The 18262-nt window shown below is 69.5% G+C and carries 12 protein-coding genes; 9 read left to right on the top strand and 3 right to left on the bottom strand.

The genetic code is table 11. The features are described 5' to 3' along the window. Nucleotides 1-40: 40 nt before the first annotated feature. From PV419_RS32175 to PV419_RS32140, 8 genes are all read left to right on the top strand, one after another. Entirely contained in the window at nucleotides 41-994 is a 954-nt protein-coding gene (locus tag PV419_RS32175) for a M14 family metallopeptidase (RefSeq protein ID WP_319694970.1), read from the top strand. Next, nucleotides 991-2445, top strand: coding sequence for an aldehyde dehydrogenase family protein (locus tag PV419_RS32170; RefSeq protein WP_319694968.1), 1455 nt, complete (start codon nucleotides 991-993; stop codon nucleotides 2443-2445). The genes PV419_RS32175 and PV419_RS32170 overlap by 4 nt, the downstream gene beginning before the upstream one ends. Continuing rightward, on the top strand, nucleotides 2442-3395 hold the full coding sequence (locus tag PV419_RS32165) for an aldo/keto reductase (RefSeq protein ID WP_319694966.1): 954 nt from the start codon (nucleotides 2442-2444) through the stop codon (nucleotides 3393-3395). The genes PV419_RS32170 and PV419_RS32165 overlap by 4 nt, the downstream gene beginning before the upstream one ends. Nucleotides 3396-3431: 36 nt before the next feature. Continuing rightward, nucleotides 3432-4097, top strand: a complete 666-nt coding sequence (locus PV419_RS32160) for a haloacid dehalogenase type II (protein ID WP_319694964.1) — start codon at nucleotides 3432-3434, stop codon at nucleotides 4095-4097. 52 nt (nucleotides 4098-4149) lie between these two features. Further along, nucleotides 4150-5433, top strand: a complete 1284-nt coding sequence (locus PV419_RS32155; protein ID WP_319694962.1) for an FAD-binding oxidoreductase — start codon at nucleotides 4150-4152, stop codon at nucleotides 5431-5433. 120 nt (nucleotides 5434-5553) lie between these two features. Continuing rightward, entirely contained in the window at nucleotides 5554-6732 is a 1179-nt protein-coding gene (locus PV419_RS32150) for a serine/threonine-protein kinase (protein ID WP_319694961.1), read from the top strand. Between the two features lie 108 nt (nucleotides 6733-6840). Then, entirely contained in the window at nucleotides 6841-9828 is a 2988-nt protein-coding gene (locus tag PV419_RS32145) for an SNF2-related protein (protein ID WP_319694959.1), read from the top strand. Between the two features lies 1 nt (nucleotide 9829). Next, nucleotides 9830-15385: a DNA methyltransferase gene (locus PV419_RS32140; protein WP_319694957.1), complete on the top strand. Its 5556-nt coding sequence runs from the start codon at nucleotides 9830-9832 to the stop codon at nucleotides 15383-15385. Nucleotides 15386-15433: 48 nt separating this feature from the next. On the opposite strand, the gene PV419_RS32135 is transcribed toward PV419_RS32140, so the two are convergent. From PV419_RS32135 to PV419_RS32125, 3 genes are all read right to left on the bottom strand, one after another. Next, nucleotides 15434-15619, bottom strand: a complete 186-nt coding sequence (locus PV419_RS32135; RefSeq protein WP_319694956.1) for a DUF397 domain-containing protein — start codon at nucleotides 15617-15619, stop codon at nucleotides 15434-15436. Beyond that, on the bottom strand, nucleotides 15616-16506 hold the full coding sequence (locus PV419_RS32130) for a helix-turn-helix transcriptional regulator (RefSeq protein WP_319694955.1): 891 nt from the start codon (nucleotides 16504-16506) through the stop codon (nucleotides 15616-15618). Before PV419_RS32130 ends, PV419_RS32135 begins: the two co-directional genes overlap by 4 nt. A gap of 417 nt (nucleotides 16507-16923) precedes the next feature. Beyond that, nucleotides 16924-17259: an SH3 domain-containing protein gene (locus PV419_RS32125; RefSeq protein ID WP_319694953.1), complete on the bottom strand. Its 336-nt coding sequence runs from the start codon at nucleotides 17257-17259 to the stop codon at nucleotides 16924-16926. A gap of 502 nt (nucleotides 17260-17761) precedes the next feature. Between PV419_RS32125 and PV419_RS32120 the strand changes: the two genes are divergently transcribed. After that, nucleotides 17762-18208 carry an ATP-binding protein gene (locus tag PV419_RS32120; RefSeq protein ID WP_319694952.1) on the top strand — a complete coding sequence of 149 codons (447 nt, stop codon included), beginning with the start codon at nucleotides 17762-17764 and terminating at the stop codon, nucleotides 18206-18208. Nucleotides 18209-18262 lie beyond the last annotated feature (54 nt).

Genomic DNA, 18262 nt, shown 5'->3' with positions numbered 1-18262 from the left:
CTTTCGGCCTGTGACCCGTTCTTTCGAAAGGAACCCCCTGATGTACTCCATCGGTCCGCTGACCGTCGCCCCCGGCGAGCGCGCCCAGGGCCTCATCCCGGTCGGCGCCAGCACCTACGGCGTGGACCTCGGCATTCCGCTGATCGTCGTGAACGGCGCCGAGCCCGGCCCGGTGCTGTGCGTGGACGCGGGCATCCACGGCGACGAGTACGACGGCCAGGAGGCCATCCGCCGCGTCCTCGCCGAGACCGACCCCGCCACCCTGCGCGGCACCCTCGTCGGCATCCCCTGCATGAACACCCCGGCCTTCGAGGCGGCGGCCCGCAGCAGCGGCCTGGACTACCTCAACCTCAACCGCATCTTCCCGGGCGACGCGGACGGCTCGTACTCGCTGCGCCTGGCCGCCACCTTCGTCGAGCAGGTCGTCCCCGCCATCGACGCGCTCGTCGATCTGCACACCGGCGGCACCTTCGGCGAGATCGCTCCGCTGACCATCGTCCAGGGCGGCTACGAGGAACTGGCCACCGGCATCGGCCTGGCCGCCGGACACCGGCTGATCTGGAAGGGCGGCAAGTGGGGCGGCACCGTCCGCCACCCCACCCTCGCGGCCGGCAAGCCAGCCATCACCATCGAGGCGGGCGGCGGCACGTACCGCGAGTCCAACGTCGAGCTGCACATGAACTCGGTCCGCAACATCATGCGACAACTCGGCATGCTCGACGGCGCGGCGGAACTGCGCGACACGTACACGGCCGTCTCCGGCACCTTCGCCCGCTCCGCCGCCGGAGGCTTCTTCGTCGGACACGCCGAGCCGGGGGAGAACTGCAAGGAAGGCGACCTGATCGCCCACATCACCGACCACTACGGCAACACGCTGGAGGAGGTCCGCGCCCCCCAGGACGGCATCGTGCTCTGGGTGCGCCGGATTCGCACCGTACGCCCGGGCGACGAGGTCGTCATCTTCGGCGAGGTCCAGGGGGAGATCCGGCCATGAGCGGCGACACGCGGTTGCTCATCGTCGACGGCAAGCAGGTCCCCGCCGCCGACGGGCGCACCTTCAGCGTCCTCGACCCGGCGGACGGCACGGCCATCGCCCAGGTGGCGCTGGCCGGCCCGGCAGACGTGGACCAGGCGGTGGCCGCTGCCAGGGCTGCCTTCACCGCGCCCGAGTGGGCCCGTATGCGCGCCGCCGACCGGGGCCGGCTGCTTCACCGCATCGCCGGCGCCATCCGCTCCGAGGGCGAACACCTGGCCCGGCTGGAGAGCCAGGACGTCGGCAAGCCGCTGCGCCAGGCGAAGGCCGACGTCGAGGGCGCCGCCCGCTACTTCGAGTTCTACGCGGGCGTCGCCGACAAGCTCGGCGGCTCCACGATCCCCCTCGGCCCCGGTCTGATCGACTACACCGTCCGCGAGCCGATCGGCGTCTCCGGCCAGATCATCCCGTTCAACTACCCGCTCCAGAACACCGCCAGAGGCTCCGCCCCGGCACTGGCCGCAGGATGCACGGTGGTGCTCAAGCCCTCGCCAGAGGCGCCGCTCACCCCGCTGGCGATCGCCCGGATCGCCCTGGAGTGCGGCCTCCCGCCGGGCGTGCTGAACGTCGTACCCGGCGACGCCGAGACCGGCGCGGCCCTCGCCGGCCACCCGGACATCGACCAGGTCACCTTCACCGGCTCGGTGCCCACCGGCGTCAAGGTCGCGCAGGCGGCCGCCGCCAACGTGGTGCCGTCGGTGACGGAGCTGGGCGGCAAGTCGCCGTTCGTCGTCTTCGCCGACGCCGACTTCGAGCTGGCGCTGACCGCCATGCTCGGCTGGTCGTTCAGCAATGCCGGACAGATGTGCTCGGCCGGGACCCGGCTGCTGCTCCAGCGCGGCGCCGAGGACTTCCTGGACCGGCTGGTCGAGAAGATCGCCACCCTGCGCGTCGGCCCCGGCCTGACGGACCCCGACATCGGCCCGCTGGTCGCCGCCCGGCAGCGCGACCGGGTGCTGGGCTATCTGGACCTGGCGCGGCAGGAGGGGGCGACGGTCCGGGCAGGGGGCGGCGCGCCGTCCGCCCCCGAACTGGCCGACGGCTACTACATCGAGCCGACCGTCCTCACCGGCCTGACGAACCAGTCCCGGTGCGCCCGCGAGGAGATCTTCGGGCCCGTCGTCACGGTCATCGAGTTCGGCGACGCGGCCGAGGCCCTGGAACTCGCCAACGACAGCCCGTACGGCCTTTCCTCCTACGTCTGGACCCGAGACATCGACAAGGCGATGCGCATGGCCGAGGGCATCCGGGCCGGCCAGGTCTACGTCAACGCCACCGGCGTCGGCACCGGCGTCGAACTCCCCTTCGGCGGCTACAAGCACAGCGGCTGGGGCCGGGAGAAGGGCCTGGAGGCGCTGGCGAGCTACACGCAGACCAAGAACGTCTGCATCGGATTCGGGGACCGGACATGAGGTACCGCACCCTCGGCGAACGGGGGCCGACCGTCTCGGTGGTCGGCCTCGGCGGCAACAACTTCGGCTCCCGACTCGACGAGGACGGCACGAAGGCCGTCGTCCACGCCGCGCTCGACGCCGGGATCACCCTGTTCGACACCGCCGACATGTACGGCGGGTTCGGCGAGCGCGGCGGCTCGCGCGGCGACGGCGAACGGCTGCTCGGCGCCGCCCTCAAGGGCCGCCGCGACGATGTGGTCCTTGCCACCAAGTTCGGCATGGAGATGTCTCCCCCTGGGGAAGGAGGAGAGGCCGACCTGTACGGCCCGCGCGGCTCCCGCCGCTACGTCCGGTACGCCGTCGAGGCGTCGCTCCACCGGCTCGGCACCGACCGGATCGACCTGTTCCAGTACCACGAGCCGGACGGCGTCACCCCGCTGGAGGAGACCGTCGCCGCCCTCCACGAGCTGGTGGACGAGGGCAAGATCGGGTACCTCGGCTGCTCCAACCTCCCCGCCGAGCAGCTCACCGACGCCTTCGTGTCCACCCAGGCCCGCTACCACCTGCTCGACCGCAGTGTGGAGACCGACCTGACCCCCGCCTGCCTGCGGGCCGGCGTCGGCCTGCTCCCGTACTACCCGCTGGCCAACGGCCTGCTCAGCGGCAAGTACCGGAGCGGCGAACAGCCCCCGCCCGGCAGCCGCCTGTCCTGGCGGCAGGGCTGGCTCACCGACGAGGCCCTCGACCGTGTCGAGGCACTCACGGCGTACGGCGCTGAACGCGGCCTGACCCTCCTCCAGGTCGCCGTCGGCGGACTCGCCGCCCTGCCCGCCGTCGGCTCCGTCATCTGCGGCGCCATGTCCGCCGCACAGGTCACCGCCAACGCGGCGGCGGCCGACTGGATTCCCGACCCGGCCGATCTGGCCGCACTCGACGCGATCGTCTCGCCTGGCGAACGCGTCGTCTGAAGCCCTGTGAAATCCCCTGAAGCGAGGCAGCACACCATGCGAGAGATCGTCACCTTCGACGCCTACGGCACCCTGGTCGACTTCCAGCTCGGCCCCACCACCCTGAAGGTCCTCTCCGACCGGCTGGACCTGGACGGTCTGGACGTGGACGAGTTCCTCGACGACTTCCGCGTCATGCGCTTCCAGGCCGTTCTGGAGGCCTACCGCCCCTACCACGAGGTCCTGCACTCCAGCCTGGAGATGGCCATGCGCCTGCACGGCCTGGAGTACCGCACCTCCGACGGCGACGCCCTCGTCGAGGCCGTCCCCACCTTCGGCCCCTTCCCGGAGGTGCCGGACGCCCTGCGGGCGCTAAAGTCCCGGTACGAGATCGCCATCATCTCCAACACCGACGACAACCTGATCGCGCGGAACGTCGCCAACATCGGCGTGGAGTTCGACTACGTCATCACCGCCCAGCAGGCAGGGGCCTACAAGCCGGACCGGCAGACCTTCGAGCACGCGTATCTGACCATGGGCGTCGAGCCGTCGCAGGTCATCCACACGGCCCAGGGCTGGGAGTACGACCAGATCCCGACCCGCGACCTCGGCCTGAAGCGCCGGGTGTGGATCAACCGCTACGGCCGCCCCGGCAGCGCCGACTACCAGCCGTACGACGAGCTGACCGACATGACGGGCCTGCCGGCGCTGCTCGGCTGCTGACCCGGCCCGCCAAGGCGACACAGGACAGAGAACGCAGAAGAGGACGCACCCCATGAAGCAGATCCCCTACTGGCTCGACACCGCTCCCGCCCTGCCCGACCGTTCCGGCAAGGACCTCCCCGACGAGGCGGACGTGGTGGTCATCGGCGGCGGCCTCACCGGCCTGTCCACCGCCTACCACGCCGCCCGCAGGGGAGCCAGGGTCGTCCTCGTCGAGAAGGACAAGGTCGGCTCGGGCGCCTCCGGCCGCAACGGCAGCATGTGCACCCAGGGCATCACCATCGGCGTCGCCGAGGCCCGCAAGCGCTTCGGTCAGGAGCGCGCCCGCGAGCTGTACGACTCCTTCCGCGAGGCGGTCGACGTCGTCGAGGAGCTGACGCAGAAGGAGCAGATCGACTGCGACTTCAACCGCTCCGGCCGCCTGGGGGTCGCCTACAAGCCCCAGCACTTCGAGGGGATGAGGGCCACCCAGCGCGACCTGGCCGAGAACTTCGACCACCACACCACGCTGCTGACCAAGCGCGAACTGCGCGCTGAACTGGGTTCGGACTACTACCACGGCGCCCTGCTCGACCCGCTCAGCGCCGCCCTGCACGTCGGCAAGTACGTCCACGGCCTCGCCGAGGCCACCGAACGCGCCGGCGCCGAGATCCACGAACGCAACGCGGCCACCGGCCTCACCCGCCTCCCCGACGGCGGCTTCCTGGTCGAGACCCTGCACGGCACCATCCGCGCCAAGCAGGTCATGGCCGCCACCGACGCCTACACCGACAAGGCGCTGCCCTGGTTCCGCAAGCGGCTGATCAACGTCGGCAGCTTCATCACGGTGACCGAGCCGCTGGGGGAGGAACGCGCCCGGGAACTCATCCCGGGCGCCCGCCTGGTGGTCGACTCCAAGAACATCGGCCACTACATCCGCCTCACCCCCGACCACCGCCTCGCCTTCGGCGGCCGGGCCCGCTTCGCGCCCTCCAACCCCGCCTCCGACCTCAAGAGCGGAGACGTCCTGAAGCGGGAGATGGCCGAGATCTTCCCGCAGCTGGCCAACGTGCGGATCGACTACGTCTGGGGCGGCATGGTCGGTTTCTCCTGGGACCGCCTGCCGCACGCGGGCGAGGTCGACGGCCTGTACTACTCCATGGGCTACTGCGGCCACGGCGTTCAGATGGCCACCTACATGGGCCGCGCGATCGCCGAGATGATGGACGGCAAGCCGGACGCCAACCCCCTGCGCGGCCTCGGCTTCCCCAAGGTCCCCGTCCCGTTCTACAACGGCACCGCCTGGTTCCTGCCGTTCGGCGGGGCGTACTACAAGGCCAAGGACCGGCTGCGCTGAACGGGCGGGGCGTGGCGGCGGTCACGCCCCGTCCCCTCGAATAAACTGCTGGTCCGTACCCGGAGCCACGGCACATGCCGGGATCGGTATCCGAGACCACGCAGGGGGAGGCCCGCACCCGTGGAGCCACTGAGGGATGACGACCCGCAGACCATCGGCGGATTCACCCTGGTGTGCCGCCTCGGTGCCGGCGGCATGGGCCAGGTCTATCTCGGCGAGTCGCCGGCGGGGCAGCAGGTCGCCGTCAAGGTGATCAGACCGTCGGTGCTCGACGAGGACAGCCGGGCGCGGTTTCTGCTCGAAGTGGACAGCCTCAAGACGGTCTACGGGTCGTTCATCGCCTCCTTCGTCGCGGCGGACGCCCACGCGGAACGGCCTTGGCTGGCGGTCGAGTTCGTGGCCGGGCCGGACCTGTTGACGTTCGTCACCGGGCAGGGGCCGCTGTCGCTCGTGGAGAGCGCCAGTCTTGGCGCCCTGCTCGCCGAAGGGCTCGGCACGGTGCACGAGGCGGGGCTGCTGCACCGTGACCTCAAACCGCAGAACATCCTGCTCGCCCCCTCCGGTCCCAAGGTGATCGACTTCGGTCTGGCCGTGCTCGCCGAGCGGCGCTCCACCCTGACCGCGACCGGTGTGGTGGTCGGCTCCGTGCTGTGCATGCCGCCGGAGCAGGCCAGGGGTGAGCACGAGCTCGACCGGCCCGCCGATGTCTACGCGCTGGGCGCCGTCCTGCTCTACGCCGCCACGGGCCACTACCCGTACTCGGGCCCCAGCTGGCAGGCGGTCGCGCTCAAGATCGAGGACCCGGACACCCCGCCCGACCTCAGCGGTCTGCCGCCCGAACTTCAGCCGCTGATTTCCGCGATGCTCGCCCTGGACCCCGCCGCCCGCCCGACGCTCGCGCAGGTCAGGGCACAGCTTGTCCAGGTCATGGCCGACCGAGGGCTGACCGCCCGCCAGGGCAAGAGCCGGCTCACGGACCGCATTCCGGTCGTCACGGTGCCCGAGGCGCCCGCTTTGGTCACACACGCGACGACCGCACATCCCGAGGGATGGACCGGCTACACGCCGACCGTTGTAGACGTGGCCGCGCACGAGGACGACGACGCGCCACAGGGCCGGCGGCCGGATGCCGAGCCCGATGACGACCAGGACGAATCCGTGCCCGAGGCGCCTGCCACAGGCCCGGACCGGCCGACGCCCCAGGAGGCGCACTCAGCGGGGTCGGGCGTCCGTCTCCCCGCGCCGCTGCGGATCGCGGAGCGGTTGCGGGCGGCGTACGCACGCGAGGCCCGCTTCTGAGCGGCGCGGTCCGTCCCGGCCGCCCGCGAGTGTGACCTGGCCATTCCGACACAACCCGCCCACACCCCGTGAAACACTTGCCGCGCACTGGACGCGACGCACTTTGGCATGACCGACGGAGGGGAACGACGGGTGGCACAGCAGGGGGAGACCCGGTACCCGCCAGGCGCACAGATCCTCGTACGGGACGAGGAATGGCTGGTGCGGACCTCGACCCGGACCGACTACGACGGCGACAGGATCGAGGCCACCGGCGTCTCGGAGTTCGTCCGTGACGAAGAGGCCGTCTTCTTCACCGGGATCGACAAGGTCGAACTGCTGGAGCCGGAGAAGACGCGCCTGGTGCCCGACACCTCCTCGTACTTCCGCCGCGGCCGGCTCTTTCTCGAAGCGGTCCTGCGCAAGACCCCCCTCCCGCAGTCCGAGCGCGGTCTCGCCCTGGCCGACCGCTTCCTCCTCGACCCGCTCGCCTACCAGCAGCGCCCCGCGGAACTCGCGCTGTCGATGCGCAACCTCCGCCCGCGCATCCTGATCGCCGACGTCGTCGGCCTCGGCAAGACGCTGGAGATCGGCCTCACCCTCGCCGAGCTGATCCGCCGCGGCCGGGGCGAGCGCATCCTGGTCGTCACCCCGCAGAGCATCCTCGAACAATTCCAGCACGAGCTGTGGACCCGTTTCGCGATCCCGCTGGTGCGACTCGACTCCCTGGGCATCCAGCGCATCCAGCGGGAGATCCCCGCCGGGCGCAACCCCTTCACCCACTACAAGCGCGTCATCATTTCCGTCGACACGCTCAAGAACATCGGCCAGTACCGGCACCACCTGGAACGCATTCAGTGGGACGCGGTCGTCATCGACGAGTCCCACAACCTGATCAACCACGGCAGCCAGCGCCGCGCCCTCGCCGAGACCCTCGCTCCGCGCACCGACGCCCTGCTGCTCGCCAGCGCCACTCCGCACAATGGCGACAAGCGGTCCTTCGCCGACCTCATCTCGCTTCTCGACCCGGCGGCCATCGCCGACCGCGATCACTACGACCCGGCCGACGACCTCGGGCACCTCTTCATACGCCGCACCAAGATCAGCCCCGAGGTCCGCAACGGCATCGGAACCGAGTGGGCGGACCGGGGGCCCACGCTGTCCCTGCACTGCCCGGCCACCGAGGCCGAGGAGCGCGTCTTCGCGGAGCTGACCGAGCACTGGCTGCCAGCGCCGCCGAGCAGCACCGAGTTCGGCACCGCCCACCAGGACCGGACCTCGGTGAGCACGGACCGGCTGTTCCCTTACAACCTCCTCAAGACGTTCCTGTCGTCCCACCTGGCCCTCGCCGAGACGGTCTCCCGCCGCATCGCCGCACTCGACAAGAAGGCACGCGACGCCGAGAACGAAGGCAAGCGACCGGACCCCGCGATCGACACGGAGCAGGCGGCCCTGGCCCGGCTGCGCGCGCTCACCGACTCCATGGGCGACGGCAGCGAGCCCGGGGACTCCGCCAAGCTGGACAAGCTCGTGGAGCAGCTGCGGTCGAAGGAGATCAACGCAGGCCCGCACAGCGCCACCCGTGTCGTCATCTTCTCCGAACGAGTCCGCACCCTCACCTGGCTGGCCAAGGTGGTCCCCGCCCGCCTCGGCTTCCCGGCCGACAAGGACGGGAACGTCAAGGCCGTGCGGATCATGCACGGCGGCCTCAGCGACGAGGAACAGCGCGCGTGCGTGAAGGACTTCGCCCTCGCCGACAACCCGGTCCGCCTCCTGTTCACCGGCGACGTCGCCTCCGAGGGCGTCAACCTGCACCGCCAGTGCCACCACCTCATCCACTACGACATCCCCTGGTCCCTGATCCGCATCGAGCAGCGAAACGGCCGTATCGACCGGTACGGGCAGGCACACGAGCCGCAGTTCCGGGCCCTGATCCTCACCTCCGCCCAGCCGGGTACGAAGGACGACCGCACCGTCGCCGAGAAGCTCCTCGCCCGTGAGGAGGAGGCCCACAAGCTCAACGGCACGGCGGAGGCGGAGACCGGCTACTACCGGGCCGACGAGGAGGAGCGGCGCCTCATCCGCGAGCTGGTCGAGGGCGGCACCGTGGAGGGCTTCCTCGAGGCCGCGCCCGCCGCGGCCGACGACGACCTCGCCGACCTCTTCGGCCAGGTCGACACCATCACTGACGAGGAGCCGCCGCAGCGGGCCGAGATTCCCTCGCTCTTCGACGGGGACACCGTGGCCTTCGTGGACACCGCGCTGGCCGAGGTGTACGAGGAGCAGGCCGCGGACCGTATCGGCCTGTCGCGGGGCGAGGACGCCAACAAGCGCGCCTACTTCTCCCTCTCCCCGGCCAAGGCCCCCGACCTGCTGCGCCGGCTCAAGGCCCTGCCGCCCTCCTACCTCAAGGAACAGGGCGTGGCCGAGCGCATGATCATGACCTTCGACCGCGACCTCGCCCAAGCCCAGCTCGACCAGGCCCGCGAGAGCTCGGACACCCTGTGGCCCGGCGTCTCCTTCCTCTCCGACATCCACCCCGTGGTGGAATGGCTCACCGACAAGGTCCTCGTCCAGTTCGGGCGGCAGGAAGCCCCCATCATCACCTCGCCGCACGTCACCCGCCCCACCTTCCTCATCCAGGGCATCTACTCCAATGCGCTGGGCCGCCCCACCGTGGTCCGGTGGATGGCCGTCAGCACCGAGCCCGGCGCCCCCGTCGAATCGATGACGGACGCGCTGCGCGCGGCGAAGGTCGGCCCGGACCTCGCCCGCATCGCGGGCCCGCGTGACCTCACCCACCTCCAGTCGCTGGTTCCGGCAGCGGTGGCCAAGGCCCGTGCCCACCTGGAGAAGTACAAGGACCAGTGGGCGGACGAGATCAGCGGGCCGCTCGCCGAGTACCGCGACCGTCTCAAGGACTGGCGCCAGGACTCCCTCCCCGGCGCGAGCGCCCGGCGCGAGCGGCAGATCGAGGAGACCGCGGACGAACAGGCCCACCTCCTGGACCAGCTGACCACCTCCGGCCTTCCTCTGCTGCGGGTGCTGGCCGTCCTCGACCAACCCGCTCCGGACGACGCCTCCGGCAACGACTTCGATGACCCGGCGGAGAACTGACGTGACGTACGACTCGCTGGTCAACCACGGCGACTACCTCTCGGCGCACTACCTCGCCGAAGTCCTGCCGAAGGACCTCAAGGCCAAGGACGGCCTCCTCGCCCGCTGGGCCGAGGCCGAGGAGGAGGCGCGGCGCGCCCACGCCACCGCCGTCGCCGAGGCCAAGCGCACCGGCGCCGACCCGGCCGACGTCCCGGCGCGCCCCCGCACCCCCCGCGAGGGCCTGCGCGCCCTGCACGGCCCCTACTTCGCGAGCCGCGCCGACTTCGCCCAGGACGCGGAGGCCCTCGCCGAACCGGACGCGCCCGTCCCCGCCGACTGGGGCAAGCGGCTCACCGACCTCCACCTCGCCACCCTGCGCGCCCTCGGCTACGACGCCGCCCACGAGCAGCCCGTCACCGTCCACCGCGCAGGACACGACCACACCGTCCAGGCCGCGCACGCCGAGCCCGGCCTGATCGCCGTCTCCTGCGGCTGGACCGCCCAGCCCGACGCGGCCCTCGACCCCGAGGGCGCCGGCGGCCTGCTGCACCCCGTGGCCCTGGAGGCATCCGGCCGGATCACCGACGCCAAGGCCCTCGCCGACTTCCTCTTCGAGTGCGAGGAGCCGCCCCGCTACGTCATGCTCGTCGTCGGTGGCGTCATCGTCCTCGCGGACCGCCTCGCCTGGCACGAGGGCCGCTATCTCGCCGCCGACCTCGACGCCGCCCTCCACCGCCGCGACGACCGCAACGGCGGCGAACTGGACACGCTGGCCGCGCTGTTCGGCGCGGACTCGCTGCGCGCCCCGGAAGAGGGCGGCACAGCACCGCTCGCCGGCTTCGTCGAGAAGTCCGGCAAGCACGCCGTCGGCGTCTCCACCGAGCTGCGCGAGGGCCTGCGGCTGAGCGTCGAGTGGATCGCCAACGAGGTCCTGGCCCGGCTCCGCGAGCCCGAGAACGGCGTCACCCCGCAACAGCTCGACGACCCGGCCCGCCTCGCCAAGGAACTCAGCCGCGAAGCGCTGCGGTACCTCTACCGCATCCTGTTCCTGCTGTACGCCGAGGCCCAGCCCGCGCTCGGCATCCTGCCCGCCGACTACCCCGAATACGCGCGCGGCTACGGCCTCCAGCGCCTCGGCGACCTCGTCGTGCGCGACCTGGTCGGCGAGCGGTCCCGGCGCGGCTTCCACCTGTACGAATCCCTCGACCTGCTCTTCCGCAAGGTCGAGGAGGGCCACCGCGAGTACGGCAGCGAGCCCGAGGACCTCATCGCCGAGGCCGCCGACCGCGCGGCCACCGAAGCCGAGCGCGAGGCCGCCGACCTCCTCGCCTCCGGCGCCATCACCCAGGCCGAGCACACCGAGCGGATCCGCGAGGCCGAGCGGTCGCGCCGCGCCGCCGCCCGCAGCGCCGATGTCGGCCTGCGCTTCGAGCCCCTGCGTTCCCATCTGTTCAAGAAGGACGCGGTCCGCCTGATCTCGGCCGACCAGATCGAGAACCCGGCGTACGAGGGTGCGGAGGGCTCCGAGAGCGCTGAGGACGACGGAACAGTGCGCCGGGAGCTCCTGGACACCCGGCTGCGCAACGAGACGCTGCACAAGGTGCTGCGCCGCCTGATGCTCACCAAGGGCAAGGGCCGCGAGCGCGGCGGCTTCATCTCGTACGCCCAGCTCGGCATCAACCAGCTCGGCGCGGTGTACGAGGGCTTGATGTCGTACACCGGCTTCATCGCCGAGGAGGACCTGTACGAGGTCGCCAAGGGCGGCGACGCCTCCGGCGGCAGCTGGATGATCCCGGCCTCCCGTGTGCAGGACTACCCGAACGAGGTGTTCGTCGAGCGCCCCCACGAGGAGACCGGCCGGCCGGAACGCGTGGTCCACCCCAAGGGCTCGTTCGTCTACCGCCTGGCGGGCCGTGACCGCCAGACCTCCGCCTCGTACTACACCCCGAAGTCCCTCACCGAGGTCACCGTCGAACTGGCCCTCAAGCACCGCCTGGACCAGAACGGCGAGACAACTCTGGCGAAAGATCTTCTGGAGTGGAAGATCTGCGAGCCGGCTCTCGGCTCGGGCGCGTTCCTCAACGAGGCCATCGACCAGGTGGCAGCCGAGTATCTGCGGCGGCGGGAGACGGAGCTGGGCCGCCGCGTCGACCCCGAGCAGCGCCAGATCGAACTCCAGAAGGTCAAGGCGTACGTCGCGCTCCACAACGCGTACGGGGTGGACCTCAACGCCACCGCCGTGGAGCTGGCCGAGGTGTCGCTGTGGCTCAACTCCATGCACCCGGGGATGCGCGCTCCCTGGTTCGGCCTGCACCTGCGGCGCGGCAATTCGTTGATCGGCGCGGGGCGCAAGGTGTACGGGGCGGATGCCCTGCCGCATGGGGGGTGGCTGGCGAGGAACAACGCTCTGCCGCCGACCGAACTTCCGTTCCGGGACGGTGACCTGCCGGAGGGCGCGGTGCACCAGTTCCTGCTGCCTGCGGTGGGGTGGGGCGCGGTGGCGGGGGAGAGGGAGGCCAAGAAGCTCGCGGAGGAGCAGGCGAAGGCACTGGGGCAGTGGCGCAAGGGCATCCAGAAGGCGCCCAAGGGGCCGAAGCCGTTTGAGGAGAAGGACGGCGAGCCGAAAGACAAGCGGCAGAAGCGGTACGAGCGGTGGGCCAAGGCGGCGGCGAAGACCGAGCTGTGGCGGCTCCAAAGGGTTGCCCGTCGGGTGGAGTTCCTGTGGTCCCTGGTCGCCAAGCGCCTTGAGCTGTCGGAGCGGAAGGTGTCCCGCCGGATCGAGGTCTGGGGTGCGGACTGGCTGACACCGTCGGAGGAGGCGGCGGACAAGCAGAAGATCCTCGACGACCTGACGGTGGCCGGTACCCCGTACTGGCGGTTGAAGACCGTCATGGACACGTGGTGCGCGCTGTGGTTCTGGCCGCTGGACAAGGCGGAAGAGCTGGACGGCTCCGGGTGGATGTACGAGGCGGGTCGCGGGGTGATCCGTGGGACGGACATCGCCGGGCGGCTTTCGGGCGCGTCGCCTGCTGCTTCCGTTCCCGCTACGGCTGCCCCTGGGCCGAGTGGGCCCGCCCCGGGTGACCTTGCTTGGCAGGCGGCCGGGCTCTTCGACGATCCGGACGGCGAACAGGGCGAGTTGGCTGTCGACGCCGACAGCGGGGCAGGTCTGCGGACCAAGGCGGCCCTGGCGGGCGGTGGTGGTGGCCGCAAGCATGAGATCGCCGACGACAAGTGGCGACCGATCATTCCGCTGAAGACTTTCGGTGACTGGCTGGACTTCTTGGAAGCGACGCTCGGCACGGAGGATGTGCCGGACGGTTCGTTCCTGGATGGATTGGACGACCTGCCGGTGGATGAAGCGCTGCCGGTTTTGGAGGCGTACGAGAGGGATCTCGACGGCATCCTGGGCATGGACAGCGCGTTCAACCTTCCGACCCGGTTCCCGTGGCTTCATACCGTCGAGGACATCGCGGGCACGACCGAGCGGGACATACGGCCGGAGGACGGCCACGGGTTCTTCCACTGGGAGCTGCACTTCGCGCATGTCTTCCGGGGGGAGAGTGGCGGGTTCGACCTTCAGGTGGGGAATCCACCGTGGGTGCGGCCTCGGTGGGAAGAGGACACGGTCCTGGCTGAGTTGGAGCCGTGGTTCATGCTTGCGGACAAGCCCGGAGTGGCCTTGTGGAGGGAACGCAAGGCTGAGGTGCTGGAGCGATCTGGAGCGCTTGGCTACTTCCTCCGTGAGCTGTCCGCCAATATTGGCCTGGCTGAAGTGCTTGGTTCGCCGGTTATGTATCCCTTGCTTACGGGTACTCAGCCGGACCTATACCGGGCATTTATGTGTCGCGCATGGGGCAACCTGGGTGGTCCGGGTATCGCTGGATTGATCCACCCGGACTCACACTTTGGCGGTGCGCGAGAGGGCAGGCTGCGGGAAGCGTCGTACGAACGGCTCCGATTCCACGCTCACTTCTGGAATCAGCTGCACATATTCCCTGAAATCAAGGAGACGCGACAGTTCTCGATCAACGTGTACGGTCGTCCGGGGCCCATCGACTTTCCGCACGTGAGCTGGCTGTTCGCGCCGGATACGCTCAGTGGATCGCTGACGCACGACGGTGAGGGTGAACTGCCAGGCATAAAACAGGATGGCGTCTGGGAGAAACGCCCGCACAGTGCGCGGCTGGTACAGGTCACCGAAGAACTCTTGACGCAGTGGCACCGACTGTCTGGTGACGAGGGACATTCGGTCCGCCAAGCGGCACTGTTGTATCCGGTGACGACGGCCGAGCAGGGTGCGATCGCGGCTCTGGCTGGCACGAAGAAGCGGTTGACGACGCACAAGCCGCGTATCAGCCCCGGATACCATGAGAAAATTGGTAAGGAACAGGGCTTCATTCAGTGGCACGCCACCGCTCCAGAAGCCCTGGCTGATGTCGTTCTGCAAGGTCCGCACTTCGGCATTGCGACGCCGTTCGAGAAGCAGCCCAACGTGCCGCTACGGAACCGGAACGACTACGCGGACTGGAATCTCGAAACCCTTCCGGTCGCTGCCGTTCCGCGTACCAGCTACATTCGGCCCGAGTCGTGCACGGAGCAGCGCTACCGTGGCGTCCAGGACCGTTGGCTGGACAACGCCCGCCTGGATGCCAACTGGGAGCCATCCGCCGAGGAGTGGGCGAATCGCGGTGATGTGCTGAGCGAGGATGAGCTAAATCTGCCGACCGATGAGCAGCGGGAGTTGCTGCGACGGAGGCTGTGGCTCTTCCGGCCGTACACGGAGTTCTACCGGCTGGCGTGGCGGCGGATGATCCCCTTTGATACGGAGCGAAGTCTGTTCGCGGCCATCGTTCCACCGGGACCGGCTCACGTCGATGCCGTGAACAGCATGGCGCTGAAGGACAATCGTGCCACTGCCCTCAACGCGGGTTTCTGGGCTGCTCTTCCTCTGGATTATCTGCTGCGTATCACCGGCCGCTCGGACCTCAGGGTCTCCGAGGCCAACAAAATGCCGTTTGCCGATCCCGCCCACCCTCTCGCTGGTCCGCTCCTCCTCCTCACCCTCCGCCTCAATTGCCTCACCGAGGCGTACGCGCCTCTCTGGGCCGAGCTATACGACATGACCTGGCCTGGCTACGAGGGCTGGGCGGTGGACTGGCCCGAGTTGACGCCGCTTGCCGGGCACCTCAAGCCGACCTGGGAGTACAGCACTCCGCTCCGGACCGAGTACGAGCGGCGTGCTGCCCTGGTCGAGATTGATGCGCTCGTCGCCGTGTGGCTCGGGATCACCGCTGATCAGCTCATTGCCACGTACCGATCGCGCTACCACATTCTCGCTCAGCGGGACTCGGCCATGTACTTCGATGGCAAGGGCCGGAAGCTCGCCGCGAGCCATCACACCTACGGCCACGGCCAGGCCAAAGAGCACTATGAGCAGTTCCTCGCCTTCAACGCGGGCGAGCGGTCCGAGCCACCTGAGGGTTATGCGGAGCCGTTCTACAAGGCCAACCGGGAGAAGGAGATGCGCACCGCGCACGCGTACTTCGAAGCCCGGCTCAAGAACGCGAAGTGAGCGGCCTGCCTCGTACCGAGCTGATCGATACGGGGCAGGCCGTGAAGGTCAGCGCTCGGTCGCGTAGGCGACAAAGCTGGCCCACGCGGTGCGGGAGAAGGCGAGCTGCGGACCCTCCTTGTCCTTCGAGTCGCGCACGTGGACCGTGTCAGGGCAGGTGGCCGCCTCCACGCAGTCACCATCTCCGCCGCTGCTGTAGCTGCTCTTGAACCAGGCCAGTTCGGATGTGCTCATACGTCTCCTCGCATCCGCTGCAACAGGCTCACCGAGTCTTCGAAGGGGAGAGCCTGTGAGCGCATCCTGGCATACCGCCTCTGAAGTACGCTGACCTCTTTTGGGTCGGTGATGAACAGGCCGCCGCGCTGCCCTTCGTTGTAAGCGAACCACTGGTTTTCTGGCGTCTCCAACAGCTGCATCGGTCCGTCCAACCCGGCATGCCGTTCCCTCACCAACGGCATGACCTGCAACTCGATGTTCCGCCTCTCGGCGATCTCCAGTACATGGTCGATGAGCTGCCGTGTGACCTCCGCCCCTCCTGTGCGGCGCAGGAACAGGTGCTCCTCAAGGATGAAGCTGTACGTCGTGTTGGGCCGCTCGTATAGCAGCTGTTGCCGGTCGGCCCGTGCCGCCCACTGAGCCTCGATCTGATGGCTGTCCAGCGGCGGCAACTGGTCAACGAAGAGCGTCCGCGCATACGCCTCCGTCTGCAACAACCCCGGAATCAACCGGCACTCATACGTGTACAGCGCAATCGCCACCCCCTCCAGCCGCGCCCACTGTCGGAACCACGCCGCCAGCCCCGGCTGCCGGGACAGGTGCCGGGCCGCCCTCCGCAGCGCCCCCGTGTTGCCCGTCGCCTCCTCCGCCCGTTCCACGAAGGACGCGTCCGGCATGCGCCGACCCAGCTCGATCGACGCGACCGTATGTTTCGAGAACTGAACCAGGGCCGCGAACTCCTCCCTGCTCAGCCCCGCGTGTTCGCGCAACGCCTGGACTACGGCCCCGAACGTCCGCAGACTGTCCGAAGGCTCCGGTTCCCCGCCGCACGGCGGCGGGGGCGGCGCCGACACCCCGCCCGCCGCATCCGCCTCACCATCCGTACTGACACTGTGCTCGGCCATCGCTGGCCCCCTCCTGTCGCACCCCGCCCCCGCGTGACGCCTCTTGGCCGCTCCTACGCTCACAGATGGCCCCGCGTACCGTCCACCATCCGTGTGCGTACGCTAACTCAGCGTACGCGGCAACGTCCTGGTGTGCAGGGGAATCCGCAGGCCACAGTGGGCGCATGACGCCACCCAGGGCCGGTGCTTGAGAGGTCGGCGGACGGCCGGGCCCCCTCGCCGTAGGCGAGCGGAGCCCGGCCGCCCCGAGCGACGCGCGTGTACCGCAATCGGCCAATGCGATCAGCCGCACCTATGGGTAGGGGCCGGGGCAGTCCCCGGCCCCTACCCCGCCAAGGTCACTCAACGGGAAGCGGCATTGGGATTCGGTTTGGCTCTGCCACGGCTTCAGAAAGCGTCAAAGAATCGCGGCGCGGGTCAGCGCTTCTCGACGGGGCTGAGGAGGGAGTACTTGACCCAGCCCTTCTTCCCCTTGTTGGCCCCGCTGGTGACCTTGCCGTAGCTCCACTTGTAGTCCTTGGTGCAGTACTCGGTGAAGTCGTTGCCATCCTGCAGGAGGCCAAGGGAGGAGTAGCTCGTCCCGGGGCCGCTGCGCAGGTGCACGGCATCCGTAACTTCCTTGGTCTGCGTGCCGATCAGGTTGCACGCTTTCGGCAGGGATGCCGCCGACGCGGTCGGGGCCGTGAGCACGGCGCCGCCGAGGATGACGGCAGCGGACGCGGCAGCCGCCGCTATTCGCCGGGCGATTGGCATTCTCGTCTCCTTGAATCGTCAGATGATTGCGATGGATTCTCAGCTGAAGCGGGGAAGGTTCCTGACTCAGGAAGCCCCGCAGGTCAGCGATCTGAAAAACTTCCTCGATGCCAGCCGGGACGGAAGTCATCTGGTTGCCCGAAGGCATGAGGGTTGCGCTGGCTTGGTCATCGCTCAGCACGTCGTGCGCGCCGTTTGGTTCTCGCGCGCGAAGCAGACACTACCCGATCATGAAAGCCGTCCCCGGAAGCCCCCGGCGCTCGTAGGTGTACAGCGCAATTGCCACCGCCACCAGCCCTGCCAACCGCCGGACTCCGCGCAACCCCTGGACCACGGCCCCGAACGTCCGCAGACTGTCCGAAGGCTCCGGCTCTCCGCCGCGCGCCGACGGGGGCGGCGCCGATGCGTCACGAGTACCCCCCACCATCCGTGTGTGTACGCTGACGCAGCGTACGCAGGGTCTCCCTGGTGTGCGGGTGAATCCGCAGGTCACAGTGGGCGCATGACGCCACCCCCCACTCGCCGAGGGCCCATCACCGTACGTGTGTTCACGCAGCGCTTCAGCTCCACGCCGCTCGGCGCGCGCCTCGCCCGGCGGCTCACGCTCCATCAGCTCGACAGCTGGAACATCCCGCACGGCACCAAGCTCTCCGACACAACAGCCCTGATCGTGGCCGAGCTCGCAGCCAACGCCGCCACGCACGGCCGCGTGCCGGGACGGGACTTCGAGCTGCGGTTGACGCTCACCCGGGCCGTACTCCGGATCGAGGTGTCGGACACCCGGGGCGAGAAGCGGCCTCCATGCCCCGGCGAGCTGGCCGCGCCCCCGTCCGTGGTCGAGACCGGGCGGGGGCTGCTGCTCGTGGAGGCGCTTGCCGACCGGTGGGCGGTGCTGGACCGCGTACCGGTCGGGAAAACGGTCCGCGCCGAACTGGACCTGCCTCGCTGACGGGCTCGCTGCCCGTCTATAGGGTGGCCGGGAGACCGAGGTCACGTGCCGGCG

Source organism: Streptomyces sp. ME19-01-6 (genome assembly GCF_033793745.1).
GTDB lineage: Bacteria > Actinomycetota > Actinomycetes > Streptomycetales > Streptomycetaceae > Streptomyces.
Note: the sequence above shows the minus strand (reverse complement) of the source record. Positions and strands in the feature narration are given on the sequence as shown.

What these genes read in the sequence shown, in the direction of transcription:
- PV419_RS32175 (WP_319694970.1), top strand. Translation starts at nt 41, where the DNA reads ATGTACTCCATCGGTCCGCTGACCGTCGCCCCCGGCGAGCGCGCCCAG.
- PV419_RS32170 (WP_319694968.1), top strand. Translation starts at nt 991, where the DNA reads ATGAGCGGCGACACGCGGTTGCTCATCGTCGACGGCAAGCAGGTCCCC.
- PV419_RS32165 (WP_319694966.1), top strand. Translation starts at nt 2,442, where the DNA reads ATGAGGTACCGCACCCTCGGCGAACGGGGGCCGACCGTCTCGGTGGTC.
- PV419_RS32160 (WP_319694964.1), top strand. Translation starts at nt 3,432, where the DNA reads ATGCGAGAGATCGTCACCTTCGACGCCTACGGCACCCTGGTCGACTTC.
- PV419_RS32155 (WP_319694962.1), top strand. Translation starts at nt 4,150, where the DNA reads ATGAAGCAGATCCCCTACTGGCTCGACACCGCTCCCGCCCTGCCCGAC.
- PV419_RS32145 (WP_319694959.1), top strand. Translation starts at nt 6,841, where the DNA reads ATGACCGACGGAGGGGAACGACGGGTGGCACAGCAGGGGGAGACCCGG.
- PV419_RS32135 (WP_319694956.1), bottom strand. Translation starts at nt 15,619, where the DNA reads ATGAGCACATCCGAACTGGCCTGGTTCAAGAGCAGCTACAGCAGCGGC.
- PV419_RS32130 (WP_319694955.1), bottom strand. Translation starts at nt 16,506, where the DNA reads ATGGCCGAGCACAGTGTCAGTACGGATGGTGAGGCGGATGCGGCGGGC.
- PV419_RS32125 (WP_319694953.1), bottom strand. Translation starts at nt 17,259, where the DNA reads ATGCCAATCGCCCGGCGAATAGCGGCGGCTGCCGCGTCCGCTGCCGTC.
- PV419_RS32120 (WP_319694952.1), top strand. Translation starts at nt 17,762, where the DNA reads ATGACGCCACCCCCCACTCGCCGAGGGCCCATCACCGTACGTGTGTTC.